The following is a 20594-nucleotide window of genomic DNA, read 5'->3' on the forward strand; positions in this document are numbered from 1 at the left end:
TCACCGACCGCGGAGGATCCGGTCGAGGACGGGCCCGATCTGCGCCAGCGCGTCCGGCGTGGTCATGCCGTTGTGATCGGAGTCGACGGCATGCGTATCGATCGAACCGGCGTGCCGGGCCCACTGCTCGGAGCCACGGTGCTGCTCGCCGCCGCCGGCCGCGGCGAAGTAGTCGACGTGCCCGTCGTACCGCTTCGGGCGGTGGGTGTCGACGAGTTCGCCTGCCCGGCCCGCGCTGACGAGGATGCGCTCGAGGTCCTCGGCGGTGAGCGTGGGCGGGAAGCCCGGAACCCCCCGCAGCAGCGCGAGCAGGACGTCGGGAGTGATCGCCGACGGGTCCGGGCCGAGGTCGATGCCGAAGCCGAGCCCCGCGACCACCTCGGTCATGTCGGCCGCGGCGGCAGCCGACCCGACCTCGACCAGTTCGTGGAAGCTGTCGAGCATCACCACGGAGCCGACCGTCTCCCCCACGCCCTGCAGCCGGACGGCCATCTCGTGGGCGACGACGCCACCGAACGACCAGCCGAGCAGGTGGTACGGCCCCTCCGGCTGCACCTCCCGGATCCGGTCCACGTAGTGGGCCGCGATGTCCTCGACGGTGTCCGGCAGGACGCCGCCCGACAGGACCGGAGACTGGATGCCGTACAGCGGGCGGTCGGCGGGCAGGTGCTGCGCGAGGCCACCGTACGACCACGAGAGTCCGACGAACGGGTGGATGCAGAACAGCGGCGGCACCGCGCCGTCGGCATCCCCGCTACGCAGCGGCAACACGACCTGCAGCGCGTCCTCGTCGGCGCCGGCACCGGTGGCCTCGGCGTCGACCCGTTCGGCGATGCGGCGCGGCGTCGGATCGGTGAACATCCACTGCAGCGGCACCCGTACCGCGGTCCGTTCCCCGACCAGGGCGACGAGCCGGGTCGCGAGCAGCGAGTGCCCGCCGAGGTCGAAGAAGCCGTCGTCGACGCCCACACCCTCGGCCCCGAGCACTTCCTCGAACGCCGCGACGACGATCGACTCGGTCGGCGTGCTCGGCGCGACGTACGGCGCCCGTTCCGCGAACTGCGGCTCGGGCAGCGCCCTGCGGTCGATCTTGCCCGCGCCCGTCAGCGGGATCGCGCTGATCGGCACGATCGCGGCCGGAACCATGTACGGGGGCAGCGTCTCCCCCGCGAACGCGGTGAGCGTGACCGGGTCGACGTCGGTGCCCTCGACGGGAAGGACGTACGCCGCGAGCGCGGTCGCCCCGCCCGGACCGGGAACACCGATGACGTGGACGAACTCGACGCTCGGGTGCGCGGCCAGTGCGGACTCGATCTCGCCGAGCTCGATCCGGAACCCGCGGACCTTGACCTGGAAGTCGGAGCGACCCAGGTAGTCGACGATCCAGCCACCTGACTCCTCGTGCGCAACCCAGCGCGCGACGTCGCCGGTGCGGTACATCCGGTCACCCGGCGCACCGTAGGGATTGGCGACGAACCGGTCCGAGGTCAGCGCCGCACGGCGGTGGTACCCACGAGCCAGGGAGTCGCCGAAGACGTACAGCTCGCCGGGGACGCCTGCGGGGACCGGCCGCAGGTGCCGGTCGAGGATGACGGCGCCGACGCCGGCGAGCAGCCCGCCGATCGTGACGTGCTCCCCGGGTTCGATGCCGCCGGTGGCGGTCACCCAGATCGTCGCCTCTGTGGGGCCGTAGGCGTTGACGAACGTCCGTCCCGGCGCCCACCGCGCCACGAGGTCGGCCGGGCACGCCTCACCACCGACGGAGACGAACCGCAGTTCGTCGAGGCCCTCGGGGTCGACGGACGCGAGCGAGCCGGGCGTCATGAAGGTGTGCGTGACGTGCTGCTTGCGCATCAGGTCGGCCAGGTCCATGCCGCCGAACACCCCAGCGGGAGCGACGACCATCGTGGCCGCCGCGCCGAACGCCATCAGGTACTCGAGGACCGACGCGTCGAAGCTCGGCGAGATCACGTGCAGCACACGGTCACCCGGCGCGATCCCGAAGCGGGTGCGTGCCTCCTCCGCGGTGTTGAACACGTCGCGGTGGGTGACCACGACACCCTTCGGAAGACCGGTGGAGCCGGAGGTGTAGATCATGTACGCCGCCGAGCCGGGGCGTACCGGGTGGGTGCGGTCGGCGTCGGTCACGGGTGCAGGCGAGTACGAGGCCAGCCGTGCCGCGACGTCGGGATCGTCCATCTCGATCCAGGGCAGTCCGGCACGCGGGCCGTCGCGGTGCGCGTGCAGCGTCACCCCGAGAACGGCACCGGAATCGGTGAGCATGTGCTCGATCCGGTCCGTCGGGTAGCTCGGGTCGATCGGCAGGAACGCGGCACCCGCCTTCGCGGTCGCCCAGATCGCGGTGACCGACTCGACAGACCGCGACAGCGCGATCGCGACGACGCTCTCCGTCCCTACACCCGAGTCGAGGAGCAGGCGCGCCAGCCGGTTCGAGACCTCGTCGAGGTCGCGGTAGGTCACGCTCTCGTCGCCCTCGATCAGGGCGAGTGCGCCCGGGTCGACGGCCGCAGCAGCGGCGAGCAGGTCGGGCATGCTACGGAAGCCGTGGCCCTGCGGGCCGTGTGCGGGCACCAGTTCGGCGCGCTGCGTCTCCTCGAGGAGATCGAGTGCGGCGAGGCGGGTGCGCGGGCTCCGCGCGAACGATTCCATCGCGCGGGTGACCATGCCGAGCACGGTGCCTGCGAACTCCGCCGAGACCATGCCGTCGAGGAACTTCAGTCGCAGGTCGAGGGTTCCGCCGTACTCGGCGACCAGGGCGAGCGGGTAGTGGACCGAGTCCGAACCCGACATGCCCGCGACGGTCATGCCGTCGATGTCGCCGCCTCCCCCGGCACCGCTGTCCGGGTAGGACTCGAACACCGCGAGGGTGTCGAACGAGGCCCCTGCGCCGGTGACCGACTGGATCTCCGGCATCCCGAGGTAGTGGTGGTCGAGGAGGTCCGCCTGCTCGCCCTGCACCCGTGTGAGCAGGTCGGTCACCGTCTCGGTGGCGTCGGTCCGCACCCGCACGGGCAGGGTGTTGATGAACAGGCCGATCATCTCCTCGACACCCGCGATCTGCGGCGGGCGTCCGGACACGGTGGCACCGAAGGTGACGTCGTCGCGGCCGGTGAGGGTTGCGACGACCAGCGCCCACGCGGTCTGCACGACGGTGTTCATCGTGAAGCCCTGCTCGCGGCCGAGCGCGACCAGTGCGTCCGACACCTCGGTGTCGAGGTGCGCCGACAGTTCCTGGGAGTCACCGGGATCGGTGCCTGCGTCGCCGACCACGACGGTCGGCTCGTCGCTGCCGTCGAACGCGTCCCGCCATGCCTCCAGCGACCGGGCACGGTCCTGCACCGACAGCCAGGCGAGGAAGTCCCGGTAGCTGCGGGCAGCCGGCAGGTGGGTCGTGTCGCCGTGGGTTGCGTACAGGGTGAGCAGCTCACGCAGCAGCAGCGGCGTGGACCAGCCGTCGATGAGCGCGTGGTGAACGAGCAGCATCAGCCGGTGCTCGTCGTCGGCGACCCGGACCAGCGTGAAGCGGATCAGCGGCGCCGACGCGAGGTCGAAGCCCTCGGCACGGTCCGCGTCCTGCAGGGCGGAGAGCGCCGAATCCCGCTCCGCGGCAGGCACACCGGTCAGATCGACCGTCCGCCACGGCAGGGCGACGCCGTCCTGGACGATCTGCGCGCCGACACCGCCCTCGTAGCTGAACGCCGCCCGCAGGTTCGGGTACCGGCCCAGCAGCGCCTGCCCGGCGGTGCGGATCCGGTCGGCGTCCACCCGCCCGGTGAGGGTGAGCATCATCTGGACCAGGTAGAAGTCCGTGTCGCCGTCGGCCAGTTGCGACTGGTAGACCAGGCCGTCCTGCAGCGGCGACAGCGACCAGACGTCGGACAGTCCGGGGTACTGCTCCTCCCACAGGTCGATCCGGCGCTGGTCGACCGTCACCAGGTCGAAGTCGGACGGGGTGAAACCGCCCGTCTCGGGACGGGTCGCGTACTCGGCGAGCGCGGTCAGCGCCGCCACCCAGAGGTCGGCGAAGCGTTGCACCTCGGTGCGGTCCAGCATCCCGCTCGCGTAGGTCCAGGTCGCGACGAGCGCGGAGCCCGTCGCGGTGCCGATCGCGGCGGCGTTGATGTCGAGGACCGCGGGCACCACCATGTCGTCGTCGCGGCGGCCGGCCAGGTTGACGGACGGCGTGGCGGCGGCGGATTCGCCTGTCTCGGCGACCGACCCGCGGCGACCCAGGTAGTTGAATCCGATCTGCGGGGCGGCGTACCCGGCGAGGAGCGGTGCGGTGTCGGGGTTGAGCCTGCTGAGCAGGCCGTACCCGATGCCGTGGTCCGGCACCGCGAGCAACTGTTCCTTGACGGCCTTGACCGCGGCGCCGAGCTCCGCGCCGCCCGCGAAGGCCGCGGCGAGGTCGACACCGGCGAGGTCGAGGCGGACCGGCACCTGGGTGGTGAACCAGCCGACGGTGCGGGAGAGGTCGGCGCCGGGCAGCACCTGCTCTTCGCGGCCGTGACCCTCGAGGTTGACCAGCGCGGTGGGCTCGTCGATGCCGCGCTCACGCCGCCATGCGGCCAGCGCCAGCGTCAGTGCCGTGAGCAGTCCGTCGTTGGCGGTGCCGTGGAAGCGCTGCGGCAGCGTCGTGAGGACCGCGTCCGCGATGCCGGCCGGAACCTCGACGAGCAGGTCCTCGGTGGTGGCGACGACGTCGCGTTCGGGGTCGAGCGGCCGGGAACCGAGGTCCGGGTCCGGTCCGCTCAGGATGCGCTGCCAGGTGTCCAGTTCGGCGACGCGGCGCTCGGAGCGGGCCTCGTCGACGAGACCGTGTGCCCATCGCCGTGCCGACGTGCCGACCGGCGCGAGGGCGACCGTCTGGCCGTGGGAGATCTGACCCCAGGCGGTGACGACGTCGCCGCTGATGATCGGCCAGGACACGCCGTCGACGGCCAGGTGGTGCACGAGCAGCATGAGCCGACCCGGCTGTGCGGCGTCCTCCGGGACCAGCCAGACGGCCTGGATCATGACGGCGCCTGCCGCGTCGAGCCGGTCGGCGGCGGCGTCGAGTTCGGCGGGAGCGACGTCGACGAAGTCACCGGTGTGGGCGACGGTGCGGACCAGCCCGGCCGCGTCGATCGCGCCGGGTGCGAGCACGTCGATCGACGCGGGGTCGGCGACCAGTCGGGCACGCAGCATGTCGTGGTGGTCCACGACCGCCTGGACCGCGGCGGTCAGGTGCGCCGGGTCGACATCGCGTGGCAGCGTGAGGATCTCGGCCTGCGAGAACCTGCGGTGGCTGCGCCCGTGCCCGATCATCCAGTGCGCGATCGGCGAGAGCGGGACGTCGCCGACTCCGCCGCCGGGCAGTTCGTCGAGTACCACCTGTTCGACGGCGGACGCGACCGCGGCGAGCGCCGCGACGGTCCGGTGTTCGAACACCATCCGCGAGGTCAGCACGAGTCCCGCGTGCTTGGCGCGCGCAGCGAGCTGGATGGACAGGATGCTGTCTCCACCGAGGGCGAAGAACGAGTCGTCGACACCGACGGACTCGAGGCCGAGCACCTGCGCGAACAGCTCGCACAGCAGCTTCTCGGTGTCGGTCCGGGGGGCTCGGGACGCGCCTGCGCGGGCGGCGAGGTCCGGTGCGGGCAAGGCGTTGCGGTCGAGCTTTCCGCTGCGGTTGAGCGGGAAGGCGTCGAGCGCGACGAAGACCGCGGGAACCATGTACTCGGGCAGGCTCCGGCGCAGCCCGGCCGCGAGTGCGGACTCGTCGAGTGCGGCGCCCGGGGTGGGCACCACGTAGCCGACGAGCAGCTGCTGGCCGGGGTTGTCCTCCCGCACCAGCACCGCCGCCTGCGCCACCGAGTCCTGGTCGTGCAGGACCGCTTCGATCTCGCCGAGCTCGATCCGCAGGCCACGCAGCTTGACCTGGAAGTCGGCGCGACCGAGGTACTCGAGCCGACCTGTGCGGTTCCAGCGGACGCGGTCACCGGTCCGGTACATGCGGGAGCCGTTCTCGCCGAACGGGTTCGCGAGGAACCGGTCCGCGGTCTGCCCGAACATGGCCCCGTAACCGCGGCCGACGGCGACGCCGCCGACGTACAGCTCGCCGGCAACGCCGATCGGGACGGGACGGAGCCGGTCGTCGAGGACGTGCAGTTCCACACCGGGGATCGGTGCGCCGATCGGCACGCTGCCGTGCTCGTCGCGGCCGATCTCGTGGAACGACACGACGTCCGACGCCTCGGTCGGGCCGTAGCTGTTGAACACGCGCAGTCCGCCGTCGATCAGGTCGCGCAGGACCGTCGGCTTCACGGCCTCGCCGCCGAGGAACAGCATCCGCAGGCGTGCCAGTGCGCCGTCGGTGTCGGCGTCGAGGACCGCGTCGAAAGCGGACGGCGACATGTTGGCCACGGCGACCGGGTTCGACGCGACGATCCGCAGGATCGTCTCGGGGTCGAAGGCCTCGCCTGCCAGGTGAACGGTGGCGCCGGACACGAGCGCCGCCCACACGTTCTTCTGGGTGAGGTCGAAGCTCGGGGACGAGGCGACGAGCACTCCGTCGCCCTCGGCGAGGGCCAGTTCGCGCCGGTACCAGTCGACGGTGTTGGCGATGCCCGCCATCGGCACCAGCGTCGGCTTGGGCCGGCCGGTGGACCCGGACGTCGAGATGACGTAGCCGAGTCGGGCGCCCGCGCCGGGCTCCGTCCAGGGGTCGACGGGCTGCGCCGCATCGGCGGCGTCGTCGACCACGATCACGGCGGCGGTGCCGACCGAGTCACCGAGGTTCGACGACGAGATCCAGTCCGCCGTGGACACGAGGGCCCGGGCGCCGGTGTCGGCGAGCAGCAACGCGATCCGGTCCACCGGGTGCGACGGATCGACGGGCGCGTACGCGGCGCCGATCTTCCACGCGGCAAGCATGCCGACAACCCAGTCGGCCGACCGGCCGAGCGCGAGGGCGACGACGTCGTCGCGACCCGCGCCGGCCGAGTCCAGCCGGGCGGCAAGGCCGTTCGCACGCTCGTCGAGTTCGCGGTACGACAGCGACCGGTCGCCGTCGACGACGGCGTGGGCGTCCGGTGTGCGGGCCACGTGGGCCGCGATCCGACCGAGGAGTGTCGGGGCGTCCACCTCGGGAACCGGCCCGCGACCGATCTCGTCGATCCGCGCACGCTCGTCCTGACCGAGCAGGTCGACGTCACCGATGCGCAGCGCCGGGTTCGCCGACACCTGGTCGAGGATGCGTCCGAACCGGTCGGCGAACGACCGTGCCGTCGCCTCGTCGAAGAGCGCGGTGGCGTAGCTGAGCGATCCGGCGATGGCGGCGGGGGCGCCATCCTCGCCGTAGGTCTCCTGGAGCCCGAAGGTCAGGTCGAACTTGGCGGGTTCGGGTCCCGCGTCGAGGGCGCCGACGGTGAGCCCGGGCAGCGCGAAGCTCGCCCGTTCCAGGTTCTGGAAGGTGAGCATCACCTGGAACAGCGGCGAGTGCGCGGTGGACCGTTCCGGTTCGAGCACCTCGACGAGCCGCTCGAACGGAATGTCGGTGTGCCCGAACGCCGCGAGATCGCTCTCGCGGACCGCCGCGACCAGATCGGCGAACGTCGCGTCCGGGTCGACCTGGGCGCGCAGGACCAGGGTGCCGACGAACATGCCGACGAGGTCGTCGAGCGCGGCGTCACCGCGGCCGGCGGACGGGGTGCCGACGGCGACGTCGGTCGTGCCGGACAGACCGGCGAGCAGCACCGACAGCGCGGCGTGCGCGACCATGAACACGCTCGCCCCGGCGGCTCGCGCCACCTCGACGAGGGCCCGGTGCGTGTCCTCCCCGATCGTGAAGTCGATCGCGTCGCCGTCGAGGGACTGCACCGGGGGCCGGGGCCGGTCGGTGGGCAGTTCCAGCACCGTCGGCAGGTCCGCGAGTGCGCCACGCCAGAAGTCGATCTGGCGGGCCGCGACGGACTGCGGGTCGTTCTCGTCGCCGAGCAGCTCACGCTGCCAGAGCGCGTAGTCGGCGTACTGGACCGGAAGTTCGGTCCACTGCGGCGCCAGTCCGGCGGCGCGGGATCCGTACGCGACCATGACGTCACGGGCGAGCGGCGCCATCGACGAGCCGTCGCCTGCGATGTGGTGCACGACGACGACCAGGATCCGCTCGGTCGGCGTGGTCTCGAACAGCGCGATCCGCAGCGGCGGGGCGACGGTGACGTCGAATCCGCCGCCGGCGAACGCGGCGACCGCGGTGAGCAGTTCGCCGTCGGTGACCGGACGCGGGGTGAGCGCGGGCACCACCTCGTCGGCGGGCAGCACCACCTGGAACGGTTCCCGTCCGACGGCCGGGTAGACGGTCCGGAGGGTCTCGTGCCGGCCCACGACGTCGGCGACGGCGGCGGCGAGCGCGGCGACGTCGAGGTCGCCGGACAGCCGCACCGCGAGCGGGATGTTGTAGGCGGCGGAGTCGGTGTCGAACTGGTTGAGGAACCACATCCGTCGCTGCGCGAGCGACAGCGGGATCCGGTCCGGACGCGGTCCGGCGATCAGGGCCGGGCGCGAGACACCCTGTGCGCGAGTCGAGTCCACGTGCGCGGCGAGTGCCGCGACGGTGGGTGCGTCGAACACCTGCCGGACGCCGACGGTCGCGCCGAGGACGGAGCCGATCCGGGCGGTGACCCGGGTCGCCGACAGCGAGTTGCCGCCGAGGTCGAAGAAGCTGTCCGTCGAGCCGACGCCGGCCACGCCGAGCACCTCGGCGAAGATGCCTGCGACGATCTCCTCGGTCGCGGTCCGCGGCGGGACGTGCGCGCCGGTGACCGTGACGACCTCGGGTTCGGGCAGGGCTCGGGTGTCGAGCTTGCCTGCCGGGGTCATCGGCAGTTCGTCGAGCACGACGATCGCGGACGGCACCATGTACGCGGGCAGCGTCCGCGCCAGGCTCGCGGTGAGGTCCGAGACCCGGACGTCGGCGTCGGGGGCCGCGAGGACGTACGACACCAGGTGGGTCTCGCCGGACTCGGCCGTGTGACCGGTGGTGTGTGCGAAGTCGATTCCCGGGTCGGCGGCGAGGGCCGAGTTGATCTCGCCGAGCTCGATGCGGAATCCGCGAACCTTGACCTGGGAGTCGGACCGGCCGAGGTACTGCAGGCGCGGCGCGGAGTCCCCGGCGATCCAGCGGACGACGTCACCGGTGCGGTACATCCGGGCACCGGGCGTCCCGACCGGGTTGGCGACGAAGCGATCCGAGGTGAGCCCGGCGCGGGCGTGGTAGCCACGCGCCAGTTCCGGCCCCGCGAGGTACAGCTCGCCGGGGACACCGGCGGGCACCGGCCGCAGGCGCGAGTCGAACACCAGCGCCTCGACACCGAGGGTGGGGCCACCGATGGCGACGGGTTCGCCGGCTTCCATCGGGCCGTCGATCGCGACCGCGATCGTGGCCTCGGTCGGGCCGTACATGTTGTACATCGCGCGGCCGGGGGCCCAGCGCTCCGCCAGTTCCGGCGGGCAGGCGTCGCCGCCGGTGCCGATCATCACGAGGCGGTCCAGTCCCCGCTCGTCCACCGACGCGAGGGCGGCGGGCGTGATGAACGCGTGGGTCACCTCGGCGTCACGCAGCAGCTGGGTGAGTTCGGCGCCGCCGAAGACGGTCGGCGGGGCGATCACCAGGGTGGCGCCGGAGCCGAACGCCATCAGGAACTCGATGATCGACGCGTCGAAGCTCGGGGTCGTCACGTGCAGCACCCGCGACGCGGAGCCCAGCGAGAACCGGCGACGGACGTCCTCGGCGAGGTTGCGCACGCCCTGGTGGCTGACCGCGACGCCCTTCGGCAGACCCGTCGAGCCGGAGGTGTAGATCAGGTAGGCGACGTCGCGGAGGTCGACCGGGGACACCCGCTCGGCGTCGGTGACCGGCCCGGACGGCTGCTGCGCCCAGTCGGCAACGAAGTCCGCGTCGTCGAGCACCAGCCAGTCGACGGAGTCGTCGAACGAGTCGCGGTGTGCGCGGACCGTGACACCGAGCGGTGCCCCGGAATCGGTGAGCATGTGGCTGATCCGGTCGGCCGGGTAGTTCGGGTCGACGGGCAGGAACGCCGCACCGGATTTCGCGACGGCCCACACTGCGGTGACCGATTCGATCGACCGGGGCAGGCCGAGGGCGACGAAGCTCTCCGGTCCGACACCGCGGTCGATCAGGATCCGGGCGAGCCGCGAGGAACTCTCGTCGAGTTCCCGGTAGCTGACGGCGGTGTCCCCGAACACGAGCGCGGTGCCTGCGGGGTCGACCGCGGCGGTGGCGGCGAACAGCTCGGCGAGGGTGCGTGCACCGACCTCGCCCGCGCCGCGGACCGAGGTGAGCGCGGCACGCTCCGACTCTCCGAGGATCTCGATGTCACCGACGGCGGCCGACGGGTCGGCCGCGACCGCGTCCAGGACCCGGGACAGTCGCGCCGCGAACAGCTCGACGGTCTCGGCGTCGAAGATGTCTGTGGCGTAACCGAATCGGGCGGTCATGCCGGTCGCGACACCGTCGTCGTCGACGGCCTCGGTGTACGACAGTTCGAGGTCGAACTTCTCGACGTGGCTGTCGTCGGCGATGCCGCTGACGGTCAGGCCGGGCAGTTCGAACCGCTCCTCGCCGGTGTCCTCGGTGGACAGCACCACCTGGAACAGCGGTGAGTGCGAGGTCGAGCGGGCCGGGTCGAGAAGGTCGACGAGCCGCTCGAACGGCAGGTCAGCGTGTGCGAACGCACCGAGGTCCGTCTCGCGGGCCCGACCGAGGAGGGTGGTGAAGTCCTCGGCGCCGTCGACGTCGGTGCGCAGCACCAGGGTGTTGACGAACATGCCGACGAGGTCGTCGAGGGCACGCTCGCCGCGACCGGCGATGGGGGTGCCGACGGCGATGTCGGAGGTGCCCGACAGTCGCGCGAGCAGCACCGCGAGCGCGGAGTGCATCACCATGAAGACGGTCGCGCCGTTGCCACGGGCGATCTCGCGGAGCCGCTGGTGCGTCTGTGCGGACACCGTGAACTCGACCGAGCGGCCGCGCTGGGTGCGCTCGGCCGGTCGCGGGCGGTCCGTCGGCAGGGCCAGCACCTCGGGGACGCCGGCGAGAGCCGAGGTCCAGTAGGCGATCTGCCGAGCGACGAGGGACTCGGGGTCGGCCTCGTCGCCGAGCAGCTCGCGCTGCCACAGCGTGTAGTCCGCGTACTGCACCTCGAGCGGCGCCCAGCCGGGCTCCACCCCGGCGGTGCGCGCGAGGTACGCGACCATGACGTCGCGGGCGAGCGGTGCGGTCGAGGATCCGTCTCCGGAGATGTGGTGCACCACGAACGCGAGGACGTGCTCGTCGGGAGCGACCCGGTACAGCGCGACGCGGACCGGCGCCGCCTCGGTCACGTCGAACGGTGCGAGCGCGAATGCGCTCACCACCGAGGCGATCTCGTCGGCGGTGACGTCCAGCGGTTCCAGGTCCGTCGCGACGTCGTCGACACCGAGGATCACCTGGTGCGGTCCGTCGGCGGAGTCCGGGAACACCGTGCGGACGGACTCGTGCCGGGCGATCACGTCGCGTACCGCGGCGGCCATCGCCGTCGTGTCGAGGTCGCCGGTCAGTCGCACCGCGAGCGGAATGTTGTACGCGGCGGAGGACGGGTCGAAGCGGTTGAGGAACCACATCCGCTGCTGCGCCAGCGACAGCGGGATCCGGTCGGGCCGCGTCCTGGCGGCGAGGGCGGGCGTGGTCCGGCCGGTGCCTGCCCGCTCTGCCTGCTGCGCAAGGCCGGCGACGGTCGGCGCGTCGAAGAGTGCGCGCACGCCGAGGTTCGTGCCGAGCGCGGCGTTGACGCGGGCGACGACCCGGGTCGCCACGAGCGAGTTTCCGCCCAGATCGAAGAAGCTGTCGGTGGCGCCGACGCGACCTCGGCCGACGACCTCCGCGAACACGGACGCGACGATTTCCTCGACCGGTCCGCGCGGGGCGACGAAGTCGGCGCGGTCGACCTCGATGTGCGGGGTGGGCAGCGCCCGGCGGTCCAGCTTGCCGCTGGCGTTCAGTGGCATCTCGTCGAGCACGACGAACGCGGCCGGGACCATGTAGCCGGGCAGGCGTGCGGCCAGACGCGACTTGAGGTCCGCGGAGTCGACAGCCGTGCCCACCACGTACGCGACGAGCTGGTCCCCGGTGTGGGGGTCGCTGTGCAGCACGACGACGGCCTGGTCGACCGACGGCTGCGCGAGCAGCGCCGCCTCGATCTCCCCGAGCTCGATGCGCAGGCCGCGCAGCTTCACCTGGAAGTCGGTCCGACCCAGGAACTCGAGCTGTCCCTGCGTGTTCCAGCGGACCAGGTCACCGGTGCGGTACATACGGCCGCCATCGGTACCGAACGGGTCGGCGACGAACCGGTCGGCGGTGAGGTCGGTCCGGCCCACGTAGCCGCGGGCGAGCTGGTCGCCGGCGTGATACAGCTCGCCTGCGACACCGACGGCGACGGGCCGCAGCCGGGCGTCGAGGACGTACGAGGTGGTGTTCCAGACGGCGCGGCCGATCGGGACGGTCCACTCCCCCGCGCCCGCGGCGTCGAACGCGGTCGTGGTGATCGCGGCCTCGGTGGGCCCGTAGGTGTTGTGCACCGCGACACCGTGTTCGGCGACCCGGCGTGCGGTCTGCGGGGACAGCGCCTCGCCGCCCGCGACGATGTGGCGCATGGACGCGGGGATCCCCATGCCGGGGCTGGCGAGCAGCATCTCGAGCAGCGACGGCACGAACTCGGCGACCGTGATCGCCTCGGCGGCCATCACCTCGGTCAGATACTCCGGGTCGCGGTGGCCGTCGGGCCGCAGCACCACCACGGCGCCTCCGACCTGCAACGCCGCGAAGCACTCCCACACCGAGACGTCGAACGTGATCGGCGCCTTCTGCATCACCCGATCGGCGTCGGTCATGCCGAAGTGGGTGTGCATCCACCGGGTCTGGTTGGCGATCGCGGCGTGCGACACCGCCACGCCCTTCGGCCGGCCCGTCGATCCGGAGGTGTAGATGACGTACGCGGCGTTGTCCGGACGCAGCGGCGCCAGACGGTCGGCGTCGGTGACCGGTGCCGACGACAGGGCACCGAGGTCGAGGGTGTCGACGAACAGCACCGAGCGGTCGGCGGGCAGGTCGGCGCCGTCCGTCATGGTGGTCAGGACCAGGACTGGATCGGCCGAGTGCAGGACATAGGCGGTGCGCTCGGCCGGGTGGTCCGGGTCGATCGGGACGTAAGCACCACCGGCCTTGACGATCGCGTAGATGCCGATCATCAGGTCGAGCGAACGCCGCATCGCGAGGCCGACCCGGGACTCGGGGCCGACGCCGGACTCGATCAGCGTGCGCGCCAACCGGTTCGCTGCGGCGTCGAACTCGCGGTAGTCGAGCTGACGGTCCTCGTACCGCACGGCGACCCGGTCGGGTGTGCGGGCGACCTGGGCGTCGAACAGCGAGACCAGAGTGGCCGGCTCCAGGTCGACCGCGGTGTCGTTCCAGTCCACCAGCATCCGCTCGCGTTCGGCGGGGGCGAGGACGTCCGCGTCACCGACGGGGGCGGCGGGGTCGGCGACCACGGCGCCGAGGATCCGGACGAACCGCTCGGCGAACCCGGCGACCGTGGACTCGTCGAACAGGTCGGTGGCGTACGTGAAGTACGCGTACATGCCGTCGGGCTCGCCCGCCTCGGTGACGGCGTCGCCGAGGGTGAGGTCGAGGTCGAACTGGGTGACCTCGGCGCCGGGATCGAGCGCACTGACGGTCAGACCGGGCAGCTCGAACTCGGCCCGCTGCTGGTTCTGCAACGACAGCGACACCTGGAACAGCGGATGCCGGGCGGTGGACCGGGCCGGGTTGAGGACGTCGACGAGCCGCTCGAACGGAATGTCGGTGTTACCGAAGGCACCGAGGTCGTCGTGGCGCACGCGCGCGAGCAGGTCGGAGAACGAGTCCTCCCCGCCGACGTTCGCCCGCAGCACGATCGTGTTGACGAACATGCCGACGAGGTCGTCGAGGGCGGCCTCGCCGCGCCCGCCGATCGGCGTGCCGACCGCGATGTCCGACTCGCGGGTCAGGCGGGCGAGCAGTACCGACAGGGCCGCGTGCAGGACCATGAACGGCGTGGCGCCGTTGGCCGCGGCGAGCTCGTGCACCGCGCGGCGCAGGTCCTCGCCGATCGTGAACAGGTGGCGTCCGCCGCGCATCGACTGGTCGGCCGGGCGAGGCCGGTCGGTGGGCAGGTCGAGGGCATCGGGCAGGCCGGCGAGCGCGCCGGTCCAGTAGCCGATCTGCCGGGAGGCGAGCGAGTCGGGATCGTCCTCCGAGCCGAGCAGGTCACGCTGCCAGATCGCGAAGTCCGCGTACTGCACGGGCAGCGGGGCCCACTGCGGCGCCGCACCGGCCGTGCGCGAGGTGTAGGCGAGCATGACGTCGCGCGCCAGCGGCGCCATCGACATGCCGTCGGCGCTGATGTGGTGCACCACCATCACCAGGACGTGCTCGGTCCTGTCGAGTCGTTCCGCAGGCTCCACTCCGGCCTCGCCGACCGCGAGCAGACGGGCCCGGACCGGCGGAGCGGCGGTGACGTCGAAGCCGGTTCCGAGCAGCTCGACCACGGCGGCCGCCAGCTCGGACTGCGTCACCGCGACCGGGGCGAGGTCGAGGTCCACCTCGTCGGCGGGGACGACCACCTGGTGCGGCCCGTCCTCCGAGTCCGGGAACATCGTCCGCAGCGACTCGTGCCTGCCGAGCACGTCCCGCACCGCCTGCGCCAGCGCACCGGTGTCGAGTTCGCCCGACAGACGCACGGCCATCGGGATGTTGTAAGCGGGAGACTCCGGGTCGAAGCGGCTGAGGAACCACATCCGCTGCTGCGCCAGCGACAGCGGGATCCGCGCCGGTCGCGCCTGCGGCGTCAACGCGGGACGCCCCGCACCTGCGCCCGCGCGTTCGAACCGCTGTGCCAGTTCGGCGACCGTCGGTGCCTCGAACAGGTCCCGGACGCCGAGCGCGGAGTCGAGCGCGGCGTTGACGCGGGCGATCGCGCGGGTCGCGACCAGCGAGTTGCCGCCGAGGTCGAAGAAGCTGTCGTGGGCGCCCACCCGCTCGGCGCCGAGCACGGCCGCGAACACGTCCGCAACGGCCCGCTCCACCGGAGTCCGGGGATCGACGAACTCGACTGCCGCCGAGACGAAGTCGGGTGCGGGCAGGGCCCGACGGTCGAGCTTGCCGTTCGCGGTCAGCGGGAACTCGCCGAGCACGACGAGCGCCGACGGCACCATGTACGCGGCCAGGAACTCACCGACGAACGCGAGGACCGCGTCGGCCTCGACGGTCGCGCCTGCCTCGGGCACGACGTAGCCGACGAGGCGGTCGCCCGTGAGCTCGTCGGAGCGGACCAGCACCGCGGACGCCGCGACGCCGTCGAACCGCAGCAGCGCCGACTCGATCTCGCCGAGCTCGATGCGGAAGCCGCGCAGCTGCACCTGGAAGTCGCTGCGACCCAGGTACTCCAGCTCACCGCGGTCGTTCCAGCGGGCAAGGTCACCCGACCTGTACATCCGCTCGCCGGCCGAGGCGGTCACATCCCGTGTCGCTCCGCTCGCCCCTACGAACGGGTTCGCGACGAACCGGTCCGCGGTCAGGTCGGGGCGGCCCAGGTACCCGCGGGCGAGCTGCCCGCCGTGGACGTACATCTCGCCGACGACGCCGACGGGGACCGGCTGCAACCGCGAGTCGAGCACGTACACACCCATGCCGGGCAGTCCACGGCCGATGACGCTGGCCGTCGACTCGGCCGCGAACGCGCGGTCCAGTGCCAGGTACGAGACGTGCACCGTGGTCTCGGTGATGCCGTACATGTTCACCAGACGCGGCGAATCCTCCGGATGCCGTTCGTACCAGCGCTCCAGCTGACCCAGGTCCAGGGCCTCGCCGCCGAAGATCACGTACCGCAGCGCCAGGTCGGAGACAGACTCCTCCCCTGCGCTCGAGACAGACTCCTCCCCTGCGTTGCGGGGAGAGGAGTGGATCCGATCCGCTTCCGCGAGCTGGTAGAACGCCGACGGCGTCTGATTGAGGACCGTCACCCGTTCGCGCCGCAGCAGTTCCAGGAACTCCTCCGGAGAGCGGGACGTCAGGTAGTCGACGATGACGAGTTCGCCGCCGAACAGCAGCGGGCCCCAGAGTTCCCAGACGGAGAAGTCGAAGGCGTAGCTGTGGAACATCGTCCACACGTCGGTCTCGCCGAAACCGAACTTGGTCTGCGTGTTCGCCATCAGGGTGAGCACGTCCACGTGCGGCACCACGACACCCTTGGGCCGGCCGGTGGAGCCGGACGTGTAGATCACGTAGGCGGGGTGCAGCGGCGACAGCGCCGACCGCCGGTCCGCGTCGGTGACCGGCGCCGCCGACGTGCCTTCCAGACGCGCCGCGAGCTCCGGAGAGTCCAGCAGCAACTGCGGAATGTCGTTGCCCGGCACCGACTCCACATCGCCGCGAGTGGACAGCACCAGCACCGGCTCGGAGTCGGTGAGCATGTAAGCGAGGCGGTCCTGCGGGTAGGTGACGTCGACCGGCACGTACCCGCCGCCCGCGGTCACCACCGCGAGCAGGGCAACCACCAGGTCGGTGGTGCGCGGCATGGCGACCGCGACCATCGACTCCGGGCCGACACCCTCGGCGATCAGAACGCGGGCCAGACGGTTCACCCGATCGGCGAGCTCGCCGTACGTGATCCGATCTTCACCGGCAGCACCTCCGCCGAGTTCCCGAGCAGCACCATCCCCGCCGAGTTCCCGAGCAGCGACGACCGCGGTGCGGTCCGCGTGGGCGAGCGCCTGCGCCGCGAACGCCTCGGCGAGGGTGCCCGCGGGCACCTCGACACCGGCGTCGAACCAGGACGCGAGCACCTGTTCGCGCTCGGCGCCGCCGAGCACGTCGACGGCGGCGACGCGCCGGTCCGGGGTCTCCACGAACGCGGTGAGCACCCGGAGCACCCGGTCGAGGAGTGTCTGGACGCGGTCGGCGTCGTAGATGCCGGTCAGGTACTTCATCTGCAGGTGCAGCCGGTCCGCGACGCTGGCGACCAGGGTCAGCGGGTAGTGCGTGGAGTCCATGCCACGCAGGCCGGTCACCCGCATGCCGTCGATGTCGGTTGCCCGGGCCAGTGCCTCCTGGTCCACCGGGTACGACTCGAAGACGGTCAGCGTGTCGAACGAGGCACCGGCCCCGACCACGTGCTGGATCTCGGACAGACCCACGTAGTGGTGGTCCAGCAGGGCTGCCTGCTCGACCTGGACGCGGGCGAGCAGGTCGGCGAGCGTCTCCGCCGGGTCGAGCGTCACACGCACCGGCAGGGTGTTGATGAACAGACCGATCATCGACTCGACGCCCGGCAGGTCCGCGGGTCGGCCGGACACCGTCGACCCGAACACCACGTCGGGGCGGGAGGTCAACGCGGACAGCACGATTCCCCAGGCCGCCTGCACGACGGTGTTGAGGGTGACGCCCTGCCTGCGTGCCAGCGCGGTCAGGTCCGCGGTGAGTTCCGTGGACGCGAAGGTGGCGAGGTCGGCGGAGGCAACGGAACCGTCGCCCTCGCCCGCCGCGAGCAGGGTCGGCTCGTCGACACCGGCGAAGGCACCCTGCCATGCCGCGGTCGAGGCGCCGCGGTCGCGACCGGACAGCCAGACCAGGAAGTCCCGGTACGCGCCGACCTGCGGCATCGTGGATGCGTCGCCGCCGGTGGCGTACAGGTAGAGCAGGTCCTTGAGCAGCAGCGGGGTGGACCATCCGTCCAGCAGGACGTGATGGTTGGTGGAGAGCATCCGGTACCGGCCGCCGCCGAGGTCGGCGAGGGTGAACCGGATCAGCGGCGGCGTCGCCATGTCGAAGCCACGTGCACGGTCCTCCGCGAGCAGCGCCTCGAACGCGGCCTCCGGATCGGATTCTCCACCGAGATCGACTGCCAGCCAGGGCAGTTCGACGTCGCCGGGCACGATCTGCACCGGCTCGCCCGACGCGGTGTCGAACGCGACGCGCAGGTTCGCGTGCCTGCGCAGCAACGCCCGGCCTGCCTCCCGCAGGCGCGCGGCGTCGACGACGCCGTCGAGGTCGAGCACCGTCTGCACCATGTACGCGTCGAGGTGCCCGCCCGCGAACTGCGCGTGGAAGAGCAGGCCCTCCTGCAGCGGGGAGAGCGACCACACGTCCGCCAGGCCCGGGTGCCGGACCTCGAGGGATTCCACACCGGCCTGGTCGAGCGCGACCAGCGGCAGGTCGGACGGGGTGAATCCGCCGGCGCCCGGGGTGTCGGCGTGGGTGACGAGCGCGGCGAGCGCCGAGACCCACAGGTCGGCGATGCCGCGTGCCTGCTCCGCACCGAGGACACCGGTGGCGTACGAGAAGGTGGCGCCGAGGCGGGTGCCGTCCTCGGTGTCGACGGCGGAGGCGTTGACGTCGAGCACGGCCGGTGCGGTCATGCCGGCGTCGCGGACGCCGCCGAAGGACCCGGACGCGGAGTCCGGGACCCACGGGGCGCCGGTTCCGGACGCGGCTCCCGTGACGCGGCCGAGGTAGTTGAACCCGATCTGCGGCGACGGCAGCTCCCGCAGCGCGGCGCCGCCCTCGCCGTCGAGGTAGCGGAGCATGCCGAAGCCGATGCCGTTGTCCGGGACGGCCAGCAACTGTTCCTTGACCCGCTTGAGCGCGGCACCCGCGGCCGGTCCGCCGGCGAAGGCGTCGTCGAGATCGATGCCCGCCAGGTCGAGTCGGACCGGGAAGGCGCTGGTGAACCAGCCGACGGTGTTCGCGAGGTCGGCACCGGGCACGGCCTGTTCCTCGCGACCGTGGCCTTCGAGGGTGACGAGGGCACCGGGCGCGTCGACGCCGCGGTCCCGACGCCACTTCGCGACTGCCAGGGCGAGTGCGGTGAGCAGCCCGTCGTTGGCGGTGCCGTGCACCGTCGCCGGCACGCGCCCGAGGACGGCGTCGGCGATCGCCGGGTCGAGTTCGATGCGCAGGTCCTCCACCGTTCCGACGGTGTCGGATGCGGGGTCGAGGGCGCGGGATCCGAGGAGCGGGTCGTCGCCGCCGAGGATCGACTGCCACAGCGGCAGTTCCGCCACGCGGGACGGAGCCTCGGCGACGAGGCCGTGCGCCCAGCGCCGGAACGACGTGCCGACCCCGGAGAGGTCCGCACCCTGCCCCTGCGTGGTGCGGTACCACGCGAGCGCGAGGTCCGGGACGAGCGCTCGCCAGGAGACGCCGTCCACGACCAGGTGGTGGGCGAGAACCAGCAGGCGACCCGCACCCGCCTCTGATTCCGGGCTGCCGGTGTCGAACCAGACGAACCGGATCATCGCTCCGGCCTCGGGGTCGAGTCGGGTTGCCGCGCGGCGCATCTCGGTCTCCGCGAGGGCCGCGAACGCGTCCGAGCCGGGCTGGTCGGTGACCGGCACCCGGGTGACGAGGGCGTCGGCGGGCACCGAACCGGGGGCGGTCACCTCGAGGTGGCCGCCGGCCTCGGCGCGCACGAGACGCGACCGCAGCATGTCGTGGTGGTCGAGAACCGTCTGGACGGTGGCGTGCAGGTCGGCCTCGGCGACCTCGGTGGGCAGGGTGAGCAGGACCGCCTGCGAGAACTCGTCGAACGCGCGCAGGTGCTCGATCATCCAGTGCATGACCGGGGTGAGCGGCATCTCGCCGACGCCGCCGCCGGGCAGCTCCTCGAGGACGACCGCGTCGTCGCCGACCGCCGCGATGCGGGCGAGGGCCGCGACCGTCTTGTGCTCGAAGACGAGCGCGGGCTTGAGCACGATGCCCTCACGCTTGGCCCGCGACACCAGCTGGATCGCCATGATCGAGTCGCCGCCGAGTGCGAAGAACGAGTCGTCGACTCCGACTCGGTCGACGCCGAGCAGCTCCGCCACGAGGCGGGCCAATACGGTCTCGGCAGGCGTACTCGGCGCCCGGTAGGTCTCCGCGCGATCGGTGAGCTCCGGTGCGGGCAGTGCCTTGCGGTCGAGCTTGCCGGAGGCGTTGAGCGGCAAGGCGTCCAGGACCATCAGCACCGACGGAACCATGTACTCGGGCAGCCGCGCGGACACGGCGGCGAGCACGGCGTCGACCTGCGGCGCGCCGCCGGCGGCGGCCGTAACGTAACCGACCAACTGCTGGGCGCCGGGCACGTCCTCGCGGACGAGGACCGCCGCCTGTGCGATCCCCGGCTGCTCGAGCAGCACCGACTCGATCTCGCCGAGCTCGATACGCAGGCCGCGCAGCTTCACCTGGAAGTCGGTTCGGCCGAGGTACACCAGTTCCAGTGCGCCCGAACCGCTCTCGACCCACTTCACCAGGTCGCCGGTGCGATACATCCGCTCGCCTGCGCCCGCGGGGTTCGCGACGAACCGGTCCGCCGACAGGTCGGCGCGGCCGACGTACCCGCGCGCGAGCTGGGTGCCCGCCAGGTAGAGCTCACCTGCGACACCCACCGGAACGGGCAGCAACCGGCCGTCGAGCACGTGCAGTTCGGTGTTCCAGACGGGGGCGCCGATCGGCACCGTGG

Annotated in this window: 1 protein-coding gene (only partly in view); it reads right to left on the reverse strand. The window is 72.1% G+C overall.

Annotation, left to right across the window (positions count from 1 at the left end; all coding sequences use genetic code 11):
• Positions 1–20594, reverse strand: the end of a protein-coding gene (locus ACFSJG_RS21490) for a non-ribosomal peptide synthase/polyketide synthase (protein WP_378487270.1). The gene runs 22921 nt beyond the window's last position; only the last 20594 of its 43515 coding nucleotides appear in the window; its start codon lies beyond the right edge, outside the window; it ends in the stop codon at positions 1–3.

The sequence above is a fragment of the Rhodococcus gannanensis genome, from assembly GCF_042681175.1.
In the GTDB taxonomy this organism is placed as follows: domain Bacteria; phylum Actinomycetota; class Actinomycetes; order Mycobacteriales; family Mycobacteriaceae; genus Rhodococcus_G; species Rhodococcus_G gannanensis.